The sequence below is a fragment of the Bacillus sp. FJAT-27231 genome, assembly GCF_001183975.1.
Lineage (GTDB): Bacteria > Bacillota > Bacilli > Bacillales > Domibacillaceae > Pseudobacillus > Pseudobacillus wudalianchiensis.
In genome coordinates, this window is sequence record NZ_LFZU01000001.1 from 332,159 (window position 1) to 354,580 (window position 22,422).

Genomic DNA, 22,422 nt, shown 5'->3' on the forward strand with positions numbered 1-22,422 from the left:
GTCATTATTTTTAGAAGAGGTGAGGATATGCCGAAAATATCAAGAGAAGATTTCGTTCAAGGGTTTGTGCCGAATCATAATCACGGTTCAGTTGATTACACTTCGGTTGAGGCTGGCCATGTTCATCAGTGCCTAGATGTTACTTCTCCGCCAATACAGACTCAGGATGATAACCATATCCATTATACGGAGGGCTATGTCGTCTTCGAAGATGGGCATAACCACTATTATAAGGCGTATTCTGGACCAGCCATACCAGTCGGGAATGGAATGCATGTCCATTATTACGATTTTTATACGAGTGAAAATGACGGACATCGGCATCATGTGAGGGGAGTAGACCAGCCTGCTCCGGGTAATAAATAAAAAGTTAGATTTTTCCTCCTTTTAGTAGGAATTTTACAAAATGATGGTGTAAAATTAAGGGAGCAGCAGTCATCCATGAAACAGCATGGAGGAGAAAAGAGTGAAAGTGGAGTTAATCGTAGATAGAGATTCGGTACATGCTGGAGACGATGGATATTCCCATAGAAAATCGATTGTGTTAACGGAAGATCTCCCTGTTAAACAATTGGTTGAGCGGTTGATTTTAAATCGAGAGTTTAACTTAGCCCTAATCTCTGGTGGGAATGTGTTATGGAATGCAGAAGTGAACGGGTTATGCGTTGCTCAGGTTATTCAAAATGAAGACTATAGCTACGAGATATATGGAGTGAACCGTCTCATTTCAGATTATCGGAATGATGACAATAAAGTCGGCCTTACATTTTATTATTTCAGTTATTCCGGTAAACATAAGTTTACTGAGAAGGAAAAAGAAAGTTCCATTCACTTTCCGTGGTCACCTATTTATTATTGGGCGGGTCTTGATACAGCTAAAGAAAGAAAAGTCTACCAGGGCAAATGGGGCGTTTGAACGACATTTTTTCACCTGAAGAATAAAATAAGTTAGAGAAAAAGGCCTTCCATCAGCTTATTCAATTGATGGAAGGCCTTTTTCTTTTACGAAGGATTGAATCTCATAATTCTAGGTAAGCCGTCTCGATCCTCTGTAGGATAAAAACTTTTCAAAATATTAATCAAGCATGAACTATTTTCATGACGATGGAACCAAAACAATTTAAATTTGCCTCTAATAAATGTAATACATAATGGAATGGAAGGTGAAGAATCTTGGAAAACACTATGAAGCTTGATGTGATAAAGGCTCAGAAGGGTGATAAAGAAGCCTTTTGCCGATTAATTAAACAAGTTGAGCCCAGTCTTTATCGAATGGCTTCTTCGATTATGAAATCTGAACAAGAATGTTTGGATGCTGCCCAGGAAGCTGTATTAAAGGCATACCTTTCGATTGGTTCTCTTAAAAGCCCGCAGTACTTCAAGACATGGATTACGAGAATTTTAATAAGAGAGTGTACGAGAATCCTAAAGGAACGTAAAAAAGTGGTGCATTTCGATCATGTAGAAGCAAGAGAAAATCATTTGCCGCCCCATGAGCAGGGAGATTATGTACAAGAAGCGATAGAGATGTTGGAAGATGACCACCGTATCGTGATTACTCTGTACTATTTTCAAGATTTCTCTGTTAAAGAAATTGCGAAGATTATTCAACAGTCTGAAGGAACAGTGAAGTCCAGGTTGAGCAGAGCGAGGAAAAAGTTAGAGAAAGTAATGGTAAGGGATATTCCATTAGGAGGCATGAGACATGAATCAATCTAAACTAGATCAAGAGATGGAAGAGTTGCTGAGTCGAAAAAAAAATGAGGAAGTACCAGCTTTTTTTAGCCAGGGAATTGATGAGGCTTTAGCTAGCCTGCCTTCAACTGTCCAGACAGAGAGAAAGAGGGGGAAGAAGCGGGGATGGATGCAAGTAGCTGCTGTTTCTGGGGTGCTGGCAGCAGGGATTATCGCCTCCAGTATGGGCTCTCCTGCTATGGCAGCTGTATTAAAAAAGGTGCCCGTACTGAGCTATATTTACTCTGTTACGTATAAAGAGGTGGATGAAGAAACACAGCCTCCGCACACTATCAGTGGTTCACAATATGGATTTGGAGAAAAAGGACCGTTTAATGCTGGAGAGCCAGAGGTTAAATCTTTTGACGGGTATACAAAGGAACTGAAAGAATATATCGGAATTCAAATTCCTGAATTAAAGACTGAAGAAGGTCATTTGTCTATAAGAGTAGCAAAATACAATGAGGGACAGTTTGACATTCATGCTTTTAATGAAGATGGCGTGTTAAATGTTGTAACCGATCCGGCTAACCTTCCTTCCTTTGAGGGGGCAAGTGTCCATTCCGTTGTAAAAGAAAGTAAAACGTTGCATGGTGTGAAGGCGGAGGTTCTTTCTTATCAATTTAGTAAGACAGATGAAAGCAATCGAACGAATTATGTAGTGTGGAAACGAGACCGCTTGCTGCTTATTCTAGCAAGCACATTAAAGGCTGATGAACTCGTTAAAAAGGCTGAAGCTATTGATCGCCAGCTGTTGGAGATAAAGGAGAATCAATAAATCAGTGTCGACAGGAAGGTACATCTCTTAATGAGGCAGGTGTGCCTTTTTTGATGAATGCTAAAGTGAAAATGGATACGTTTCCATTAAATTACTTTATATGGTTTAGGTATAGGTTAAAAGGCAGTTAGTGAAAAGGAATCGTTTTTATTTTCTGACTAAAAAAACCATCACAAATGAAGAATCCTATGGTATTAATAAAAAGACATACTATTGGATTTGAAAGGGGGTGAATTGATGCACCTTCAGCGATTCGTTTTAAGCGGCTTACTTATAGGAGCGGCTTGGTTTTTACCAACGAATGCATTTGCCGAAAAAGCGGATCTTGTTCCGAAACAGCCTGTTGTAAAAGAATTAACAACGAAGGCAGCCGCTGTTGCACAAGAGCAAGTTAACAAGAGCAAAGAGGAAATTCCTAACGCTCAAGCAAAGGTGGAGAGAGAAGTTCCTGGAAAAAAAGAGCCGGTTGTTTCACCTTCTCCCCAATCAGAATCTGTTAAACCTGCTCAACTTATAAAAACATTGCCAGAGCAGGCGAGCAGCCAGGCAAAGACAGCTGTACAAGCTGTTGAGAAAACGGTTAAACAGACTAGCAAGGAACTTTTGCCTGAGAAAGCAATAACGAATCCAGGGAAAAAGAAAGGGCTGCTTATGAAGAAGGAAGCGTTGCCTGTTCGTGAAGAGAAGCCTGTCCAACAGGAAAAAGCTTCAGAAAACATCGAACCGGTTAAGCACGCTTTAAGTGAAAAGCCTTCTAGTGAGCCTCTACAGCGTCCTGAACCTGAAGAAGTGACACAGAAACAGGCTTCAAAAGCTGTTAAGTCTCCTGAGAACGATAAAGATCAGCTTGCTAGTACGGCTAAGGTTCAACCAGCTAACCAATCCGAGGAAGAATCTGCTAGCAAAACTGTAGCAAAACCGGTAAATGAGGATAAAGATAAACCGGCTAGTAATGTTAAGGACAAGCTTGTTCATCAAACTAACGCTCAACCTATAATAAGCAAGAAAAGTAATACCCAATCTCCGCCTGTTTTTGCTGGATTGCCAAAGGAGAACCATTCGTCAGGAACGGACAAGCGTGTCCCGCATGAGAAGCAGGCGACTGCCCCTTCACAGTCCAATCAGCATGCAGGGGGATCTTCTAAAGACCGGGCAAAAGCAGGAAATAGTTCTGTCAATTACATAGACAAATGGCTGGATTGGGGGCATTATTGGACACTGGAGATCAGCCAGTCGTATACGTCCCGAATTAAAGAATTTAGCAATCAATGGACGAATGCGCCTCCATCACAGCCGCCAAAATCGTTCCTTTTTTCTTAATACACAAAATCAAAAAAATGATACGTAAAAGAAAAAAGGAGCGAACAAAAAATGAAAAAAAATATTACAGGAAATAAAGTGGTTAAATCTATCGTGTTGGCAGGAGTACTTTCAGTTGGTGTTTTAGCGGGTGGACAAATAAGCGAAGCAGCTCAAAACGATCAGGTGAAAGGAATCTCTGTTCAAGCACAAGCGAGCGCCCATGCTTCTTCGACGGCAAAAGCTCACGCCGCTTCTAATTCTGCTGTACAGGCAACAGCTACAGCGAAAGAAGTAAAAGCAAAGGTAGAAAAAGAGCCGGCGCAGCCAATGAAACCTGTAGTAAAGAAAAAGCCAGAAGTCGCGGTGAAAGTTGAAGTAAAACAAAACAAATCAGCAGCGAATAAGGCGAACGCGCAAGCGAGCGTACGTGCGAGCGAAACAGCAAAAGCGCATGCAGCAGCTAACTCAGCTGTATTAGCAACAGGCACAAAAGAAACGGTAAAAAAGACAACTGGCAACGTAACAAAAGATGCAAAAAACGTTGTAGAAAAAACAGCTGATAAAGTGACGGAAGGCACAAAAGATGTTGTAGCAAAGACAACGGATAAAGTGACGGAAGTAAAACAAAATAAATCAGCAGCGAATAAGGCGAACGCGCAAGCAAGCGTACATGCGAGCGAAACAGCAAAAGCGCATGCATCTGTTAACTCCGCTGTATTAGCAACAGGCACAAAGGAAGCTGTAGAAAAAACAGCTGATAAAGCAGCTGAAGATACAAAAGCAATTGCAGAAAAGACAGCTGATAAAGTAGCTGAAGACACAAAAGCAGTTGCAGAAAAAACAGCTGATAAGGTAACAGAAGACACAAAAGAAGTTGTAGAAAAGACAACCGATAAGGTGACGGAAGGTACAAAAGTAAACAAATCAGCAGTAAATAAAGCGAACGCGCAAGCAAGCGTACATGCGAGCGAAACAGCAAAAGCGCATGCATCTGTTAACTCCGCTGTATTAGCAACAGGCACAAAAGAAGAGATTGAAAAAACAGTTGAGGCAGTAACAGAAGGCACAAAAGAAACTGCTGAAAAAACGATTGATGCAGTAAAAGGCACAGAAGACGCTGTAAAAGAAACAACTGATGCAGTAACTGAAGACACAAAAGAAGTTGTTGAAAATGAAAAAGTAAACGTATCTGCTGCTAACAAATTCAACTCTCAAGCTGGTGAAAAAGCAAGTGTGCAAGCAAAAGCAAATGCTTCCGTAAACTCTGCTGTTCTGGCAACTGAAGTTGGAGTAACTGCAAAAACAAAAGCTGTACAAGCATAATCTGTTTTAGAGAATTGGCTTAGGATAGCTGCATAGCCCTTATGCGAAGAAAAGCGAATCATTTTCTTCGCATAAGGGTTTTTTGTCTTTAGGCATCTCAATATTTATCTGTTATTTTTATGGCTCAATGCAATAGAAGCATTGATCTTTTTTGATAGTGAATTTACGTGTAAAATTTTTCATAAGAAGATACAGAGAGGAATGAGATAGATGAAGATCACTACATTTATAGGCAGCTCTAGAAAAGAAAGCAACAGCGAGTTATTAGCGGATATAGTGACAAAGGAGGTAGAACATCAAAAAATTGACTTGAAGGATTTATCCATTCAGCCAATTCATGATTTACGCCACGCTGACGGCGGTTTTCAATTAATAGACGATGATTATGACGTAATCATTAAGTCTTTATTGGAAAGTGATACTGTAATTTTCTCTACTCCGATCTATTGATACACGATGTCTGGCATGATGAAAAACATGATTGACCGGCTAAGCCAGGCGATACGGGATGAACGGTTTCCGCAGTTAACCGAACACTTGCAAACGGTAGAAGCTATTGTACTAGCTGTCGGGGGCGATGACCCAAAAATAAAAGGACTGCCCCTCATCCAGCAATTTCAATATACGTTTGATTTCTTAAATATGCGCTTTTCCACTTATATTTTGGGAGAAGGGAACCGGCCAGGCGATATTTTACAAGATGAGCAGGTGCTAGTTCAAGCTGATCTGCTAAACAAACAATTAAAAGAACGGCAGCCATCAGCTTAGTATGTAAACCTCAATTAAGAGGGATAAAACAAGAAGGTTTTTCTCCTTTATGAATACAGTTTGAAAGATTTCTATGCGGGTAAATGGAAATCAATAACAAAAAAGGAGAGATTCAATGATTAAACTTGAAACAGAGCTAGAAGGAAAGAGGGCCTTATACGGAGAGGTATGCAGCCTATTCGAGAATCACGGGCTCGTCATTGGCGGAAACTGGGAGTTTGACCACGGCATGTTTGATACGACTTTATATAGCGATGAAGGAGAGAGCATTTATCTGCGTCTGCCGTTCCAGGTAGAATCCGGCATGCTGGATGAAGAGGATGCCCTGCTCGTTTTTCAAACGCCTTTCGTGATTAAGCACGTTGCCAATATTGGTTTGGACGACGATGAAAGTCCAGCGCTCGCTTCCACAGGATTAGATCAGTTTCAAAGCCCTGATGATAAAGATGCACCCATTCATCAAAAAACAAATTGGGCTTTGGAAGGTGAACAGAAGGTTGCAGCAATAATAGATGAAATCGAATTTAGCCAGCTCTAAAAAGCACTGGCTGGCGTAACCGTATAGCCAGCCCTACATAAAGCGCTTTTCTATGATCCCTTAGCAGGTTGTACAAGGGATCCTATTTATATATCTTCTTATGCTAGTGCTCAATGTTATACAACAAACCCTTTTTTTCTATCTGTTTTTGCAATTCATCGGCAAAAGGAATGTGGGGATCAATGGTAAATCGCACAGGTTGTCTCTCTAGCTCTTTCCGTTCTTTTAAAGAGAGGAGGGCTAATCCAGTTTCGTTGAAGCTTTCTAACTGCAACGCTTTTGCTATAATAAGATCGAAAATATTTATGATGTCAGAAGAACAACCATTCACACTGATAAAGTGCTCCATAAGATCTTTCCATTGTTCTTCGGTCGAGACTAATTGAGTCCTGATGATGTGTTGAAACGAATGACACTTTCTGCAAATAAGCTGAATATCGATTAATTGACAGATTTTATTGATGAAATCGTACTTTTCTACTTCGTGCAAATGCAGGTGCCTTATTTCTTCGTTAGATTCCGGTATCCATTCACAAATGGAGCACTTTGTTCCTTGTTGTTCCAATATGACAGGGCGCAGTTTTTTTCTCCAAAGATGATCGGTAACGGTTTTTCTGACTGTGCTTCCATGAAAAAGTACAGGTTTGGCAGAAGGCAGCAGCTTAAAACCTGTTATACTTAATTCTTTTATTTTTCTCACAGAGTCACCTTACCTTATCCATGTAATTTTAATCTGAATAGAAGCTTTTCACTTGAATGTTCCCCTATCAAATGAATGATGACAGGGTCATCTTCTCATCTTTTTCTCCATAGACGCTTAATGTATTATTGAAGAGTCGATGCTTTAAAGTCTTGAAGTTATTCATAAATATATAATCTCAACTATTCATCTCCTATAAAGGCTAAAAATTTGAGGTTCTTTGCACTTCTTGGAAGGAAGACGAATCTTCTTCAGCATTTTTCACTTTGAATTTTATAGTTTTAAGTGTTTGTCCATCTCCAACTAGTGTAATGGTTGCTTCCTTATCATTTTTCCAGATGACTGAAACATTAGAAGGCTGAAGCGATGGACCATCATGGCGAATACGACAATCTATATAGCTGTCAGAGTGTTTTATTCTAACTGTAGATGGCCTAAAAAAAGTTTCTGATCCTTTTTCGAATACTTCAATTTTATGGACATTATGTGGAGAATGACTGATGACAAGCAGGCGTTCCTTAAACTCTATTTCATAAATAAATTTAGCGCCGAATGAAACAATCGGCACTAATAGGAGAATGGTTAACAAAATTGTCCAAGTAAGACAACCCCGTTTTTCCCCCTTTCTAGTGTACCCTCTTTTGTGATCGAAGTTATCGTACATATTCATGTGAGTCTGTCCTTTTTATTCTATTGTTTAAAAATAAGTTTATCATATATTATCTATTTCACTACTCTATATAGGTAATTTTGAATAGTGAATGTGTCCTGTAAATGGTTGGTATTCTCCGACTTGTTGAAATGCAGTATAGATTATATGTGTATTTACTTGAGTAAGAGGGAGATAAGGAGAATGTTGGAAGTGAATTCATTCAAATTATCGATAGGTCTTATGAAGTAGTAAGATAAATAGCGACCAAAAATTTATTGAATATTGAAAATTTAGACGTTAAACTTTTAATAACTTAAATTTATTGGAACCCCATGAGGCGTTAAATAATAATGGTGAGAGGAGGCTTTTAGATCGAGTTCAAATAATTTTTTAACAACACGTATTTGAATTTATTTAGAGCGATCATTTTAAGCCGTGTTTGTAGAGTCTGTCAGGAAACAATCAAATTCATAAATGAAACGGGGATTGTAAATGAGTAAAGTGGATCTCTTATTTAAGAATGCGAACGTGTTGACATTAGACAGCCGAAATTCTCGTGCTGGTTCTGTGGCCGTGTCGGAAGGCAAAATTATCGGTATTTGGAAAGAAGCAGAGCCCTCTAAAAGTGAGCTGGAAATAACAGCCCGTACAAATGTGGTTGATTTAAAAGGAGCCACTCTCATACCGGGATTTATTGATACCCATAACCACATTTTGGCATACGGCCAAATGAAAAACCAGTTGAATTGCGGTACGCCGCCTAATCGAACCATCCACGATATAGTAGAGGCGGTTAGGGCGAAAGCGACAGAAACGCCCAATGGGGAATGGATTCAGGCATACGGTTATGATGACACGTTACTTCAAGAAAAGCGTCATATTACACGAACAGATTTAGACCAAGCTGCCCCTAATCATCCTGTTATCGTTATGCACACTTCCGGCCACTTAGCTGCTGTTAACTCGCTTGCTTTGCAGAGAGGCGGCTTAACGGATAAGGTTTCTGATCCGCAAGGCGGTCACTATGGGCGGGATGAGAAAGGGTGTTTGAATGGGGTTTTGTACGAGTCAGCTGCTATGCAGCCCATTATGAATCAGCTGCCTAAAATGACGATGGATGATATGGTCAATGCTTTGGGAGAAGCTGCAAAGGATTATATAGCACAGGGAATTACGACAAATTCAGATGCAGCTATCTTCGGAATAGATGACTTTTCGGCACATGTAAAAGCAGCAGAAAAAGGCACAAATCCGATGCGCACGCAGCTAATGATTATGCATCATCTTCTCCGTGAAGGGGGGGTATTTGAAGGATATTCGGCTGTTGAATTGGATAGGGAAATTAGAGAACGGTCAGGGGGCATGGCCAGGCTCGACAGCGCGAAGTTATTTCAAGACGGGTCTATTCAAGGCCTGACAGGAGCTTTGCGGAAGCCATATTATCAAAACTCCGAGGTTCTTGGAAACTTGGTTCACCCACAGGAAGTGTTCAACGAAGAGGTGTCTGATCTTCATCAGCGTGGCTTTCGAATCGCCACCCATGGAAACGGGGACCGTGCTATTGGATCGATATTAGAAGCATACGAGTATGCCTTATCAAAACATCAGCGCAGCGATCACCGTCACCGGATTGAGCATGTCCAAACCGCCACTCCTAAGGACTTAGCAAAAATGAAAGAGCTTGGAGTAGCTGGATCCTTCTTTATTAACCACGTGTATTATTGGGGAGACCGTCATGAGAAAATCTTTTTAGGACGAGAACGGGCAAGCCGTATCAGTCCTTTGGCTGAAGCAGTAAAGCTCAACTTATTGTTTACCCTTCACTCTGATTGTCCCATTACACCTATTTCACCGCTATTTTCTGTTTGGGCGGCCGTTAATCGCTTGACAAAAGAAGGACATGTTCTCGGACCTGAGCAGCGTATTGATGTGATTACTGCCTTGAAATCTATGACAATTTATGGCGCTAAATTGAATTTCGCCGAAAACATTTCAGGAAGTATTGAGATTGGAAAGCAGGCAGACTTTGCGGTGCTGGAGGCAGACCCTACAACAGTAAGCCCAGAGGAGATTAAAGATATTTCGATCCTTGCTACCTATATTGATGGACAACCGGTTTATGGACATGAAACGATAAAAACTTCTTAAATTCGCTATGAATTATTCGAGGAAGCCGATTACTCTGGAAAAAGAGACAAATTGAATGCCAGCTGTAATGGAGTTATTGATGGGCCAATAAATTTTAGGAGGAGTCCATTTGAACGGATCCGCATATGGTCTTAACCCAAAAATGATTATATTTTTGCTGTTTATGGGTAACTTTATTTCTGGTCTCGATCGCTTTCTTATTAATTACGGAATTGTACACATCTCTGAAGATTTGCAGTTGAACGCTTCTTCAACAGGGCTGATATTAAGTATTTTCTTTTTAGGATATGCGATTATGCAGCTTCCCGGTGGATGGTTAGCCGATCGTTTTGGTGCTAAGTTAGTAATCTTCATCTCTATTGTTGGCTTTTCCCTCTTTACTGGTTTAACAGGCTTAGCCTGGTCGCTTACTTCATTAATTGCGATTCGCTTCATTTTTGGCTTGGCGGAGGGAAGCTTTTTCCCGGCAGGAGCAAAATTAATTTCTTCCACTATTCCGCAAGAACAACGATCTCGAGCGATGTCTTTTTACCTTTCCGCACTAACAGTTGCTGGTGTTGCAGCCCCTTTATTGGCCACAACGATGCTTCTTCAAATCGGCTGGCGGATGATGTTCGTGGTCATTGGGGTATGTGGATCTTTAATCGGCTTGCTGTACTGGTATTATTTAAAGCCTAAAAGAGAGCATCAGCATCAAGAGAACTCACTGTCAATGGCTGAACAAGCTGGACCTCCTGTAAAAGGTGTATTTAAAGTGTTAGCAAAGAAGCCAATCGTATGGAGTTTAATGGCAGCCTCTTTCGCCTATGGCTTCATCAGCTGGGGAACCGCCTCGTGGGTGCCGACTTATTTGGTGAATGAACGCGGCCTTGATTTGCGCGCTTTAGGCATTTTACAAATGATCCCTGCTGTCACGGGATTTGTTTTCTTTCTTTTAGCTGGTTATGTATTGGATAGAGTCAAGTCGGGAAATGAAAAATGGTTCGGGGCTGTCGCTGGAATAGGGCTTGCTGTAATGGTTTATTTAATGTTCAATGCCCAAACGATTACAGGTATAGTGATCTATCAATCTATATTGCCGATGTTTGCGGGTGTGCTTTCGGTTGTTATTTTTAGCTTGCCGATCAAGCGTTTGCCAGAAGCTGTGGGCGGATCGGCTGTTGGGATGGTCAATCTTGGAATGCAGGTAGCTGGATTTGTCGCTCCTTTATCCATCGGCTTTATGATTGATCTTTTTGACGGTTCCTATAATGGCGTCGTTTGGCTGCTCGTTGCCTTTGGAATTGTTTGCTGTTTGGCTTTCCTTACGCTTACTTCAGGCAAAGAGAATATCTCTGAAGAAAATATCAAACCAAGTATTCCAGTCAGCAGATAAATAAAAAAGCGGAGAATTGTCCAAGCAATTCTCCGCTTTTTTATGCGTATACATTATTCATTCGTCGCTAACGTACATTCTTCACCATCTGTTTTTTAGGAAGTGCTGGTTTTACTTCAGCAATTAAGATGGCCATCATAATGAACGCAGCTCCTAAAACCATGCGGGCTGTCAGGACTTCATGTAGAAATACAACCGATAACAGCATGCCGAAAAATGATTCAGTTGATAGGATAATGGCAGCCTTTGTCGCACTTGCATATTGATGTGCAATATTTTGAAAGAGATAGGCAACTGTTGTAGAAAAGACCGCTAAATATCCAATCGAGTACATGGCCTCTGTTTCGATTGCTGCCGGTATGTCGCCGCGAATCAATACAACGGCTACACTAATGAGAGCCGCTGTACTAAACTGCATCATCGTCAGTGAGATTGCATCTTCTTTTTTGACAAAAAGATTGGTATAAAAAATATCAAAAGCAAAGGCGATGGCGCATGCAAGAGACAAAGCATCGCCGATGTTGATTGTCATGGAGCCTTGAAGCGATAGAAAGCCGATACCAATGAGGGCTATTATAGAGCCTGTCACTTCATACCGATCAAGTCCGCGTTTGTAAATGACATAAGCGATGATCGGCACAATAACAACATTGACGGCTGTCAAAAAGGCATTTTTAGATGGCGTCGTATATTGCAAACCGACTGTCTGCAAAGCAAAAGCAATGTATAAAATGGTTCCTAAGATGGCGCCTTTCCATACGACTGATTTGGTGAATTTCTTGAATTTGTATCCAAACAGTACTGTAAGTATGAGCGTAGCTAAAACAAATCTTCCTGCCATTACTTGATAAGCGTTTAAATACTCTAGTGCAATGGCCGTAACAACAAATCCACTGCCCCAAATCACTGCTGTGATGAGGAGCATTGCATCCCCTATATATTGTCTCATCTCTCTTCTCCTCCCAACTAAAATAAGAATACCATGAGAGGAGGGACCATAATTTAAGTGATTTTCTAAACTTTTGGGTTTATTTTTGGACGGATTCCAAAGCGGCTGCTGTTCCCTCAATTGTTTGATGCAGCAAATACAATTTTACTGCTGATGATAAGTGCTCATAAAAAACAAGATCGTTACTAAGAGGTTCGATTAATTGACGGATTTTCATCATGCGATACCGAATCGTGTTCGGATGACAGTGGAGGACGGCAGCTACTTCTTTCACATTCCCTTTTTTCAATATGAATGCAATCGCAGTATGGAGCAAATCCTTGTCTGCCTTTTCTTCTAAAAGTACCCCTAAGTACCTTTTTACATAATCGTTCGCAAACTGTTTATCTTTCCGATAAAGCTCGATGAGCAGTTGATCGGACGCAAGTTGTTTATAATGACAAGCAGGATTTCTTTCTATTTCCGCCATAATACGAGCGTAATAAGCTTCTTTAGCAGCGAGATGAAGTCCGGTATGTGTTGGATGAGCCTGGCTATAACCAATTGTTAATGCATTGGAGGGAATCGCGTAAAGCGCCATCCATTCCTTTAATAGGCTGTCAAACGTAATTTGCTCGTTTCGGTCTGTAAAAATGATGAGAATGCTTTGTTTATAGGTAGAAAGAACACCAGATTTTAAAAAAGAATCGAGGCGGATAAAGGCGTGCATCCACTCATCGTTCTCTGCCTGTTTCATTTGAACATTGGCCGCAAATACATAATGTTCAAATGGTTTATTCACTTGCTGCAGAAAGGATTGTATTTTTTCTGTTGATACTTCCTCTTCAATTAGATCCCTCATCATATTTTTTAAAAAGAGTGCATAGTCACTTTTCTTTATGTGATTGATCGTTTCAAGAATGATATCTTCAAAAAACTCATCTCCGCCAAAGCGTAAAATCGGAAAGTGTTGTTCATTGGCAAAAGCTAGCACCTCATCCGGCAAGTCTTTGAAAATCACTGGCTTGTAGGCTAAGGCGCTTACCTCCAAGTCAATCAGCTTTTTAATCATATCAACTAAACGTTCGGGGTTTTGGTTAGCAAATAATAGGCTGCTGAGCACAATACTATGAGGGTTAAAGATCGTATCTCTTACTTGCTGAACGCCAGCAGCAAATTCAAAGTCTAAAATTTCAACAGTTTGGATTGGTTTGTATAGTGCATGGCTGCCGGCTACAACTGAAAAGTCTTTTGTAATCGACAGCTGTAAAAAGTCCTTTACCGTCATCATCACCCATCATCCTTTTCCATAACATAGATAACATGATTATAAAGCATAGAAGGATGATTAACAGATAAATAAATCTTTCTATTTATTAGATAGAACTTGTAAGTTTATCTCTAATCAATTTGTGAATTTCATAATGGGAATTGTATCTTTTGAAGCCGCATGCCACTTTTAAGCTATTGATTTATCTGTTAGAGTTGGTGACAACGATAACTAAGAGATTGAAAGTTTTTAGGTGTAGGTCACGAAGTAAGGAATTGATTTACTTATAAATTCTTTCATCATTTTTAATTGCTTTTAGATAGTTATGGTACTAAGGATTGATTACATAAACGGAAGAGGTAGTGAGAATGGAATATAAAACTGAGGGCTCAGCAGCTGTAGTGGAGCAGGAAAATCCTTTACATATTTATATGGATTCGCCGGAGAAACAACAGCAATTATACAGGAGAACGTTGATCATTGTCGTCCTTTCGCAAATTTTTGGCGGAGCTGGGCTTGCAGCGGGCATCACTGTAGGAGCTCTTCTTGCTCAGAGCATGCTAGGGACAGACAGCTTTGCCGGAGTGCCGACAGCACTATTTACTCTTGGCTCTGCTGGTGCCGCTATGCTTGTGGGCCGGCTTTCTCAGCGGTTTGGCCGACGTGTGGGACTCGGAGCGGGATTTTTAGCGGGCGGTATTGGTGCTATTGGAGTCGTTATTTCAGCGGTAACAAGCAATCTTGTCCTGCTTTTTCTGTCGCTGCTCGTCTATGGAGCCGGAACGGCAACAAACCTGCAAGCGCGCTATGCCGGTACGGATTTAGCTAATTCTACACAGCGGGCAACAGCAGTGAGCATTGCGATGGTGTCCACGACACTGGGCGCAGTAGCAGGCCCAAATTTAGTTGGTGTGATGGGGCGGCTTGCCACATCTATCGGTGTTCCTGCTTTATCCGGGCCATTTATTCTCGCGGCGACAGCTTATATTCTTGCTGGCCTAGTGCTTCTGCTTTTGCTTCGACCAGACCCGCTCGTCGTCGCCAGAGCGATTGAAGAAAGACGGGTAATAAATGAAGCCAATTTTTCCACCGGGACTCCCGATGCAGTTGCTGCAAACAGTAGAGGAGTCGTCGTGGGCGCAACGGTTATGGTGCTAACGCAAATGGTGATGGTGGCCATCATGACGATGACGCCAGTTCATATGAGGCATCATGGTCATGGCTTAAGTGAGGTGGGGCTCGTCATTGGGATTCATGTTGGTGCTATGTACCTTCCATCTCTGGTGACGGGTCTTCTCGTTGATAAAGTAGGACGTATGGCGATGGCGATTGCTTCTGGCGTTACGTTACTTGCAGCTGGGAGTTTGGCGGCTCTGGCGCCTGCTAATTCTATGTTTCTCCTCGTTACCGCTCTGGCCTTACTCGGGCTAGGCTGGAACTTTGGCTTGATTAGCGGAACAGCGCTTATCGTGGATGCTTCTCATCCGTCCACACGGGCAAAGACGCAAGGGACTGTTGATGTGTTAATCGCGTTATCTGGAGCAGCTGGGGGAGTGCTTTCTGGAATGATTGCCGCTCATTCAAGCTATGCTGCTTTATCGCTGATCGGAGGTCTTCTTGCTTTGTTGCTTGTACCGATTGTTATTTGGTATCGAAGCAATCGCTCACAACAATCGTCTAATTAACACTAAAATAGCCAGCTTGTTTATACGGTGATGCCTATATTTTTCAAACATGGATGAAATGATTGAGGAAATGAAAAACCCACAGAAGAGAATCAAATTCTCCCTGTGGGTGATCATGCTATTTCTATAGTGAAGCCCGTGTATCTTCCTCTTCCAAATGAAGATCGGATAGTTTGCTCTTAGAAAATTTAGTGAGTAATACCATGTAGACGATGCCGATTCCTACCCAAACGAGTCCGGCTATGAGGGCATCGATATGCAAATGATACCACAAAATTCCTGTTAAGCCTGCGCCGATAAGAGGCATGATTAAGTAAGAGAAAATGTCTTTAGCCGTTTTATATTTCTTTTGACGGAAGATGAAGTAAGCGATTACAGATAGATTAACAAATGTGAAAGCAATCAACGCGCCGAAATTGATGACTGCTGAAATCAGTTCCAGGCTTGGTGCAATAGCGAGTAATGACACCGCTCCAACGAGTACAACGTTAAAGGCAGGTGTCCGGAATTTCGGATGAACATAACCGAACAGTTTGCGCGGGAGCACGCCGTTTCGACCCATTACATATAACAAGCGCGAGACACTGGCATGGGAAGCAAGCCCAGAGGCAACAGTAGCAGCAAAGGCTCCTGATAAGAAAAAGAGTTTAAAGATGGAGCCGCCGACGAATAGCCCAATTTCCGGCAATGTGTCGTCTGTTACTTTAAAGCCAGATAAGTCTGGGAAAAGTGCTTGCGCAAAATAACTGCAAACAAAAAAGATAGCACCGCCTATAAGAACTGTGAGCATGATCGCCTTTGGCATGATTTTTTGGTCGGTTGCTTCTTCGGTATACATTGTAACTGCATCGAAGCCAATAAAGGAGAAGCAGACAACAGTTGCACCTGTTAAAATCGCTGTTAAATGTATGTTGGAATGGAATAATGGTTCAGTCGTAAAGAGTGTGCCTTGCCCCATTCCGTTAGATAATTGATTAAAAGCGAGAACTAGAAAGGCTCCGATTAATACGACTTCAAAAACAACAAGAATCGAATTGAGGCTTGATGTTTTTCCCATACTCCACATATTAATAGCTGTAATAATAATGACGTAACCAACAACCCAAATCCATGAAGGAATACTAGGAAATACAGATTCCATATAGAGACGAATAATGAGTGCATTGATCATCGGCAACAGTAAATAATCTAGCAATGAAGACCAGCCAACTAAAAAGCCAAGATGAGGGTTCATCGTTTCTCTCGTATACGTATAAGCAGATCCTGCACTTGGAAAGACTTGTACCATTTTTCCATAACTTATAGCTGTAAAAAGCATAACGACTAGAGCAGCAAGGTAGGCGAGCGGGACAACCCCATTCGTTTCCTTAGATACAATACCAAATGTATCGAATACAACAGTTGGGGTCATATAGCCTAGCCCGAGGCCGACAATCGCCCAAAGTCCGAGTGAGCGTTTAAGTGTGTTAGTTCCTGACATATATCCACTCTCCTTTTTATTCTTAAGTTGCTTTATACTTAACTGATGTCAGTTAAAAGAATATTCAGAAATATGGAGAGGATTTAAGGCGGACGTTCAAGCATACATTGGTCCCTCCTCCTTTTGTTTCTTCCTTGAAAAGTTCTTTGCGATAAACCATTGCAATTTTCGCGCCAATTGGTATTACTCATGAATAAGTGGGCTGATTTAAGGAAATAAGCAACAAAACCTTTTGCTTTTTAAGAGAGGTGTATGCAATAAAAGAGGTGTTTTCATGCTGTGTTGCATAATTCAGTCTCAGATGCATAAAAAAATCCTCCCAGCTAGGGAGGTAATAGGTTGATTATCATAGAGGAGGTAATTATGTTAGTTCCTTAGTTGTGATTGGGGAAAGAGGGGATAAGATGCGATTTAAAAAATGGAAACGATCCTATTTGAAAGTATAAAATGTTTCCTCGACAAATGATAAAACAATCTGAACTGAGGGAAAGTGAAAAAACCGGCAGGAGATTTACATGTTCCTGTCGGTTTTTTTGTATTAGTCAGATCATTAAAGGCGATTCGCTTTCAGGCCATAGCCCTGTTCTTTCAATGTTTGCACAATCTTTTGGAAAGCCTCATCCACATTTGCGGCTTCAATGATCACCTTTTGCTCGTCTGAATAATGATGTGTTGAATATTCATATTTAGGATCGTAATAATACTCAAGCAAAAGCTGGATCGCTATGGAAAATTCCTTCTCTTCTAAGGCTGTTTCAATTTGCTTGGAAACTGGCGTATGGATGCGTTTTTTTATGAATTGAAAGGCTTCTTTAAAGCGCTCCGGGTACTTCCACGGCTGGTAGTCGTCTAAAATATTGCGAACCCTCTCTTCAACAGGCAGATCGAGAAAGAACTGGGTACTTTTTTCTTTTTTTTCATTCAAAAAGGAAGGGAGATACACTTTTCCAATCCGCTTGCTTTCTCCTTCGATAAAAACAAATGATTCATTCTGATAACGACGAAGCTCGCTAACAAGGAGGGAGTCAAATTTTTTCTGGTTACTTGGCTCAAGACCAATTTGGCCAAAGATAGAACCACGATGGCCCGCCATTCGTTCGAGGTCAATGACGGGGTAGCCATGTTCTGCTAACCGTTGCAAAATGGCTGTTTTTCCTGAACCAGTATAGCCATTTAGTACGAATAGCTTCGGTTGAAATGGCTGATTTTCCAGCTCTTGCACGACCCATTGACGGTAGGTCCGGATACCGCCTGTTAAGCGATTAGCACGGATGCCCATGAGGCCGAGAACAGTGGCAGCAGTTTTGCTGCGCATGCCTCCTCGCCAGCAAAAAACAGTCATAGGCGTTTCGATTTCTTTGAAAGCCGCAATAAAGGCCGGCAGTTTTTGAGAGAAGATTTCTAATCCTTTTTCTTTTGCGGCTTCTACACCTTGTTGCTTATAGATCGTTCCGACTTCTGCGCGCTCTTCGTCGTTAAAGATAGGAATGTTGATGCTGCCAGGAATGGTCGCTTCGTTAAATTCTTTCGGGGAGCGAACATCGATTAATGTGTGTGTCTTTTGCTCCTGTAAGGCCAATAAATCAGACAGCGAGATATCTTGAAACATCTATTTCACCTTCTATAGTTAATTGAGCGATTGTACGGTAATGCGGCCTTTATTTTCTTCGGTTACTTCTCCAATGATTCGCGCCTCAACGCCTCGCTCTTGAAGCTCCGTAACGAGTTGTTCCGCTTCATCGTTTGCTGCTGAAATTAGCAGTCCGCCTGATGTGACAGCATCACATAAAATCCAGCGGTCTATTTGATCAAGTGAATCAGGATAAGTGACAACGTCTTTCACATGTTCGAAGTTATTTTTTGTTCCTCCAGGTACCGAACCTGATTCAGCCAGCTCTTTTACGCGCGGCAAAACAGGAACTTGATCATAATAAACACGCAGTCCAACGCCGCTTCCTTTTGCCATTTCGGAAGCGTGTCCGAGCAAGCCAAAGCCCGTTACGTCTGTAACAGCATGAACCTCATAATTTGCCATTACTTCAGCAGCCGTTTTATTTAACGTCGTCATGACCTTTGTGACCCGGGCAACTTCTTCTTCGGACAATAAGTCTTTTTTAAGAGAGGTTGTCAGAATGCCGACGCCAATCGGCTTCGTTAAAATTAGGCGATCTCCAGGCTTCGCCCCAGCATTCGTTCTGACTTTATCAGGATGAACGACGCCTGTCACAGCAAGGCCAAACTTAGGTTCTTTATCATCAATAGAGTGACCGCCCACTAGTGTTACGCCAGCCTCTCTTAATTTATCACCGGCTCCTCGCAATATTTCAGTTAGAATGCCTTTGTCTAATGTGAAAATAGGAAAAGCAACGATATTTAAAGCGGTTATAGGTGTTCCGCCCATCGCATATACATCACTGATCGCATTAGCGGCAGCGACTTGTCCGAAGTCATATGGGTTATCAACAATTGGTGTAAAGAAATCAACTGTCTGCACGATAGCTGTCGTGTCATTTAAGCGGTAGACACCCGCATCATCACTCGTATCAAGGCCAACGAGCAGGTTTGGATCAGAAGCAGCAGGCGGCAGCGTACGCAAAACCTGTGCCAAATCGGCAGGTCCTATTTTACAGCCACATCCGCCCTTTGAAGATAGAGTAGTTAATTTTATAGAATGATTTTGATTCATCATCAATCAGCCTTTCATAAAGTGAATATCTATTATTTTAGCACAGGCGTAGAAAAAGGGAGGGGATGGTGACTCAGCCGGCTGAGGGCCAAAGAAATTATCATAAACAAGGGTTAGCCGATCGCCGTAATCATCCTTTTTTCATTGTTGGCTACTTATGGCTTTTTATAAACCTTCCTTTTAATTTCTCATTTTTAAGAAAGAATTATAAGAATTGCGAAATAGAAAGTTTTTCATTCATTGCTTATAAAATAAGCTCAATTATTTACTAGCCCACTGTTTTACATTCTTATAAATGAGAAATGATTGATAAACATTTCAAGGAGTATCCTGCTTTTTTACTGGTATGTATTTTGCATCCTTTATGTAAACGCTTTACGATGATCAATAAAAAATTCTGGACGGGTGAACCGGTAAAAAGAGAGGGGTAAAAATATGAAGGAAGAAGCCAAGAAGAAAGTAAGAAAGCCTTCCATATGGCTGGCTTTAGTACCAGTAGCATTCATGGTCGTGTCTTTGTCTATCTCAGTCATTAAATTTGAAGCTGATCCGCATATTCCGCTATTTCTTAGTACGATTGTGGCTGCAGTCATTGCCGTAAAACTAGGTCATAGTTGGGCAGATATTGAAAAAAGTATTTTTAAAACGATTATGCTATCTCTTCAAGCTATATTGATTTTAATGATTATCGGCACGCTCATGGGAACATGGCTGGCAGGCGGTATCGTGCCAACGATGATTTATTATGGGTTAGATATTATCTCTCCGGCTTATTACTTACTTGCAGCGTGTATTATTTGTTGTATTGTGAGTATGGCAGCGGGCAATGCCTGGTCAGCGGCCGGGACAGTGGGAATCGCTCTAATGGGGATTGGACAAGGCTTGGGAGTGCCTTTGCCGATGGTAGCGGGGGCTATTGTGTCAGGTGTTTACTTTGGAGACAAAATGTCTCCTTTGTCGGAAACAACTAATTTAGCACCGGCTGTGGTAGGGATAGGTCTGTTTGAGCATATACGGAATATGATTTATACAACGGGACCAGCCCTGATAATATCACTCGTTTTATATGGACTTCTTGGCATTAAGTATTTTGGAGAAGGTTCCCGTGTCAATGACGTGGAGCTGATTCAAAATATCCTTACAAATGAATTTGTTATCTCACCATTTTTACTTATTCCGCCTCTTTTGATCATCGTTATACTAGTTTTGAAGATTCCTGCCATACCGGGTCTGACGATTGGGTCCATTGTTGGTGCTTTCTGTGCGCTGTTTGTTCAGGGGGCAGGGGTAAAGGATGTTATCGCTGCCATGCATACTGGATTTACAGCTGATACTGGAAATGTTATTACAGATGAGTTGCTGAATCAGGGTGGCATTGAAAATATGATGAGTATGATCGCACTCGTGTTAATTGCTATGAGTTTCGGAGGCGTGCTTGAGAAAGCGCAAATTCTTGAAACGATTGTGCAAGCATTAGTCAAAAAAGTAAAAAGAACGGGCAGCTTGATTGCGACTACAGTCGTAACCTGCTTTTCAGCTAACGCGGTTGGCTGTGAGCAATATATGTCCATCATCATTCCAGGCCGTATGTATCTATTTGAGTACAAAAAACGAGGCTTGCACCCAAAAGTATTAGCAAGAACGTTAGAGGATGCAGGTACAATGAGTTCACCGCTCATTCCCTGGACTACATGCGGAGTGTTTATGCTAGGCGTTCTTGGGGTGAGTGCTTTTGAATACGCTCCATATGCCTTTCTTGCCTGGATCAGTCCAATTGTCGCTGTTATATACGCCTATTTGAATATTAAGATAGACCGCATTTCAGATGAGGAAGAGCCGGAAGAATTGGTCAGAAGGGTGGATAAAATCACTCCGTAATGGATGGTAACCTTCAAGTCTTTCATTCATAGAAAAAGCAGCTATTTCCAAAAGACTGAAGAACTTATTCAGAATATTATGGAAACGGTGATAAGATGATAAAAAAACTTTATTTACAAGGCTCTTATAGAGAAATCGGAAGAAAGCATGGGGCAGAGGGGAAAAAAGAAGTACTGAGAAGTTTAGAAACGTATGAGTCACTCTTTTATGAATATAGCCAGATTCGTTGGGATGAAGCGAAGGAGCTGGCGCTGAAACACGTAGAAGCCATTTTGCAATATGACGAAGACCTGATTGAAGAAATGGAAGGAGTAGCTGTTGGGGCAGGTGTTGATTTTGAGGATATTCTAGCTTTAAACACGCGAAGCGAAATCGCGTTATCAGGTAAGTACACACAATTCGCCGATGGCTGCACAGCAATCGGGGTAATGTCTCCCATGTCTTCAGAGGTTATAATCGGTCAAAACTGGGATTGGAAATCGTCGCAGGCAGAGAGTCTCCTTTATTTAGACATTGAGCAGACAGAAAAGCCGAGTATTAAGATGATAACAGAAGGCGGGATTATCGGCAAAATTGGCTGTAATTCCGCTGGGCTGGGTGTTTGTTTGAATGCCTTGCTGACAGATAAAAAGTCTGATCGGATACCGATCCATTTAGGGCTCAGAAGTGTGCTGAATTCTTACACTTATTCAGAAGCTATATTAAGAATAGACGGGGGGCTCATGGCCGCCGCTGCGAATTTTCTAATCGGTTCAGCCGAGAAACAGAAAGAGATGGTAATGAACGTCGAAGTCAGCCCTGCAGGTATTGATATAGAAGAAAGTGAAAATGGATATGTTGTTCATACTAATCATATTTGCTCTTCATTTATTAAATCACACGTAGTTGATAAAAATGAATATATCGAAACGGACTCTATGATAAGGATGAAACGGGCCAGACAGCTAATTGAAGGGCATGCCTCTCGTCATGAGAGAGCAGGAGTAGACAGTTTTAAAGAGTGGTTTTCAGATCAACATCATTATCCTAACTCTATCAATCATTTTATTAATGAAAAATTGCCTCCTCACAGGAGAATGGAAACTATTTTCTCTATTATCATGAATCTTTCAGCGGAAAAAGTATACGTTTGCATTGGAAAACCTTCAGAAGGATCATATGTAGAAGTATAACGAGA

19 protein-coding genes and 1 pseudogene are annotated in these 22,422 nt (G+C 41.4%); 13 read left to right on the top strand and 7 right to left on the bottom strand.

Annotated features, from left to right (window positions below; genetic code table 11):
- Positions 1–27 precede the first annotated feature (27 nt).
- The 8 genes and pseudogenes from AC623_RS01680 to AC623_RS01715 all read left to right on the top strand — a co-directional run bounded on the left by AC623_RS01680 (position 28) and on the right by AC623_RS01715 (position 6,443).
- Complete coding sequence (locus AC623_RS01680; protein ID WP_049659907.1) at positions 28–366, top strand: YmaF family protein; 339 nt, start codon at positions 28–30, stop codon at positions 364–366.
- A gap of 100 nt (positions 367–466) precedes the next feature.
- A complete protein-coding gene (locus tag AC623_RS01685; protein WP_049659909.1) occupies positions 467–916 on the top strand; it encodes a hypothetical protein in 450 nt (149 codons plus the stop codon).
- 257 nt (positions 917–1,173) lie between these two features.
- Positions 1,174–1,719 carry a sigma-70 family RNA polymerase sigma factor gene (locus tag AC623_RS01690; protein WP_049659911.1) on the top strand — a complete coding sequence of 182 codons (546 nt, stop codon included), beginning with the start codon at positions 1,174–1,176 and terminating at the stop codon, positions 1,717–1,719.
- Positions 1,706–2,512 carry a hypothetical protein gene (locus tag AC623_RS01695; protein ID WP_049659915.1) on the top strand — a complete coding sequence of 269 codons (807 nt, stop codon included), beginning with the start codon at positions 1,706–1,708 and terminating at the stop codon, positions 2,510–2,512. Before AC623_RS01690 ends, AC623_RS01695 begins: the two co-directional genes overlap by 14 nt.
- 237 nt (positions 2,513–2,749) lie before the next feature.
- Positions 2,750–3,832: a hypothetical protein gene (locus tag AC623_RS01700; RefSeq protein ID WP_049659917.1), complete on the top strand. Its 1,083-nt coding sequence runs from the start codon at positions 2,750–2,752 to the stop codon at positions 3,830–3,832.
- 51 nt (positions 3,833–3,883) lie between these two features.
- Positions 3,884–5,137 (top strand): hypothetical protein, encoded by a 1,254-nt coding sequence (locus AC623_RS01705; protein ID WP_049659920.1) that lies wholly within the window; start codon positions 3,884–3,886, stop codon positions 5,135–5,137.
- A gap of 210 nt (positions 5,138–5,347) precedes the next feature.
- Positions 5,348–5,905 (top strand): annotated as a pseudogene (locus AC623_RS01710) (flavodoxin family protein).
- A gap of 115 nt (positions 5,906–6,020) precedes the next feature.
- Entirely contained in the window at positions 6,021–6,443 is a 423-nt protein-coding gene (locus tag AC623_RS01715; protein WP_049659922.1) for a YugN family protein, read from the top strand.
- 103 nt (positions 6,444–6,546) lie between these two features.
- Here AC623_RS01715 and AC623_RS01720 read toward each other — a convergent pair whose 3' ends face one another.
- Positions 6,547–7,143, bottom strand: a complete 597-nt coding sequence (locus tag AC623_RS01720) for a hypothetical protein (RefSeq protein ID WP_049659923.1) — start codon at positions 7,141–7,143, stop codon at positions 6,547–6,549.
- A 202-nt stretch (positions 7,144–7,345) separates the two neighbouring features.
- Positions 7,346–7,813, bottom strand: coding sequence for a hypothetical protein (locus tag AC623_RS01725; protein WP_156186980.1), 468 nt, complete (start codon positions 7,811–7,813; stop codon positions 7,346–7,348).
- A gap of 474 nt (positions 7,814–8,287) precedes the next feature.
- On the opposite strand from AC623_RS01725, the gene AC623_RS01730 reads away from it, so the two are divergent.
- Together AC623_RS01730 and AC623_RS01735 are read left to right on the top strand one after the other, a co-directional pair.
- Positions 8,288–9,943, top strand: a complete 1,656-nt coding sequence (locus AC623_RS01730; protein WP_049659927.1) for an amidohydrolase — start codon at positions 8,288–8,290, stop codon at positions 9,941–9,943.
- A gap of 109 nt (positions 9,944–10,052) precedes the next feature.
- Entirely contained in the window at positions 10,053–11,318 is a 1,266-nt protein-coding gene (locus AC623_RS01735) for an MFS transporter (RefSeq protein WP_049659929.1), read from the top strand.
- 67 nt (positions 11,319–11,385) lie between these two features.
- Here AC623_RS01735 and AC623_RS01740 read toward each other — a convergent pair whose 3' ends face one another.
- Positions 11,386–12,267 (bottom strand): DMT family transporter, encoded by an 882-nt coding sequence (locus AC623_RS01740; RefSeq protein WP_049659933.1) that lies wholly within the window; start codon positions 12,265–12,267, stop codon positions 11,386–11,388.
- A 79-nt stretch (positions 12,268–12,346) separates the two neighbouring features.
- The gene (locus tag AC623_RS01745; protein ID WP_231603334.1) at positions 12,347–13,537 is read right to left on the bottom strand and encodes a PucR family transcriptional regulator; all 1,191 of its coding nucleotides are present in this window, start codon (positions 13,535–13,537) and stop codon (positions 12,347–12,349) included.
- A 347-nt stretch (positions 13,538–13,884) separates the two neighbouring features.
- Between AC623_RS01745 and AC623_RS01750 the strand changes: the two genes are divergently transcribed.
- Positions 13,885–15,201 (top strand): MFS transporter, encoded by a 1,317-nt coding sequence (locus AC623_RS01750; RefSeq protein ID WP_049659935.1) that lies wholly within the window; start codon positions 13,885–13,887, stop codon positions 15,199–15,201.
- Between the two features lie 124 nt (positions 15,202–15,325).
- Here the strand turns inward: AC623_RS01750 and AC623_RS01755 are convergent, their stop codons facing one another.
- The 3 genes from AC623_RS01755 to selD form a co-directional block, all read right to left on the bottom strand.
- On the bottom strand, positions 15,326–16,681 hold the full coding sequence (locus AC623_RS01755; protein ID WP_049659937.1) for an APC family permease: 1,356 nt from the start codon (positions 16,679–16,681) through the stop codon (positions 15,326–15,328).
- A gap of 550 nt (positions 16,682–17,231) precedes the next feature.
- Entirely contained in the window at positions 17,232–18,290 is a 1,059-nt protein-coding gene (mnmH, locus tag AC623_RS01760) for a tRNA 2-selenouridine(34) synthase MnmH (RefSeq protein WP_049659938.1), read from the bottom strand.
- A gap of 18 nt (positions 18,291–18,308) precedes the next feature.
- Positions 18,309–19,370 (bottom strand): selenide, water dikinase SelD, encoded by a 1,062-nt coding sequence (gene selD, locus AC623_RS01765; protein WP_442853522.1) that lies wholly within the window; start codon positions 19,368–19,370, stop codon positions 18,309–18,311.
- A 432-nt stretch (positions 19,371–19,802) separates the two neighbouring features.
- Between selD and nhaC the strand changes: the two genes are divergently transcribed.
- Both nhaC and AC623_RS01780 read left to right on the top strand, forming a co-directional pair.
- Positions 19,803–21,245, top strand: coding sequence for a Na+/H+ antiporter NhaC (nhaC, locus tag AC623_RS01775; RefSeq protein ID WP_049659942.1), 1,443 nt, complete (start codon positions 19,803–19,805; stop codon positions 21,243–21,245).
- Positions 21,246–21,340: 95 nt separating this feature from the next.
- Positions 21,341–22,417 (top strand): C45 family autoproteolytic acyltransferase/hydolase, encoded by a 1,077-nt coding sequence (locus AC623_RS01780; RefSeq protein ID WP_049659943.1) that lies wholly within the window; start codon positions 21,341–21,343, stop codon positions 22,415–22,417.
- The last annotated feature ends 5 nt before the right edge of the window (positions 22,418–22,422 follow it).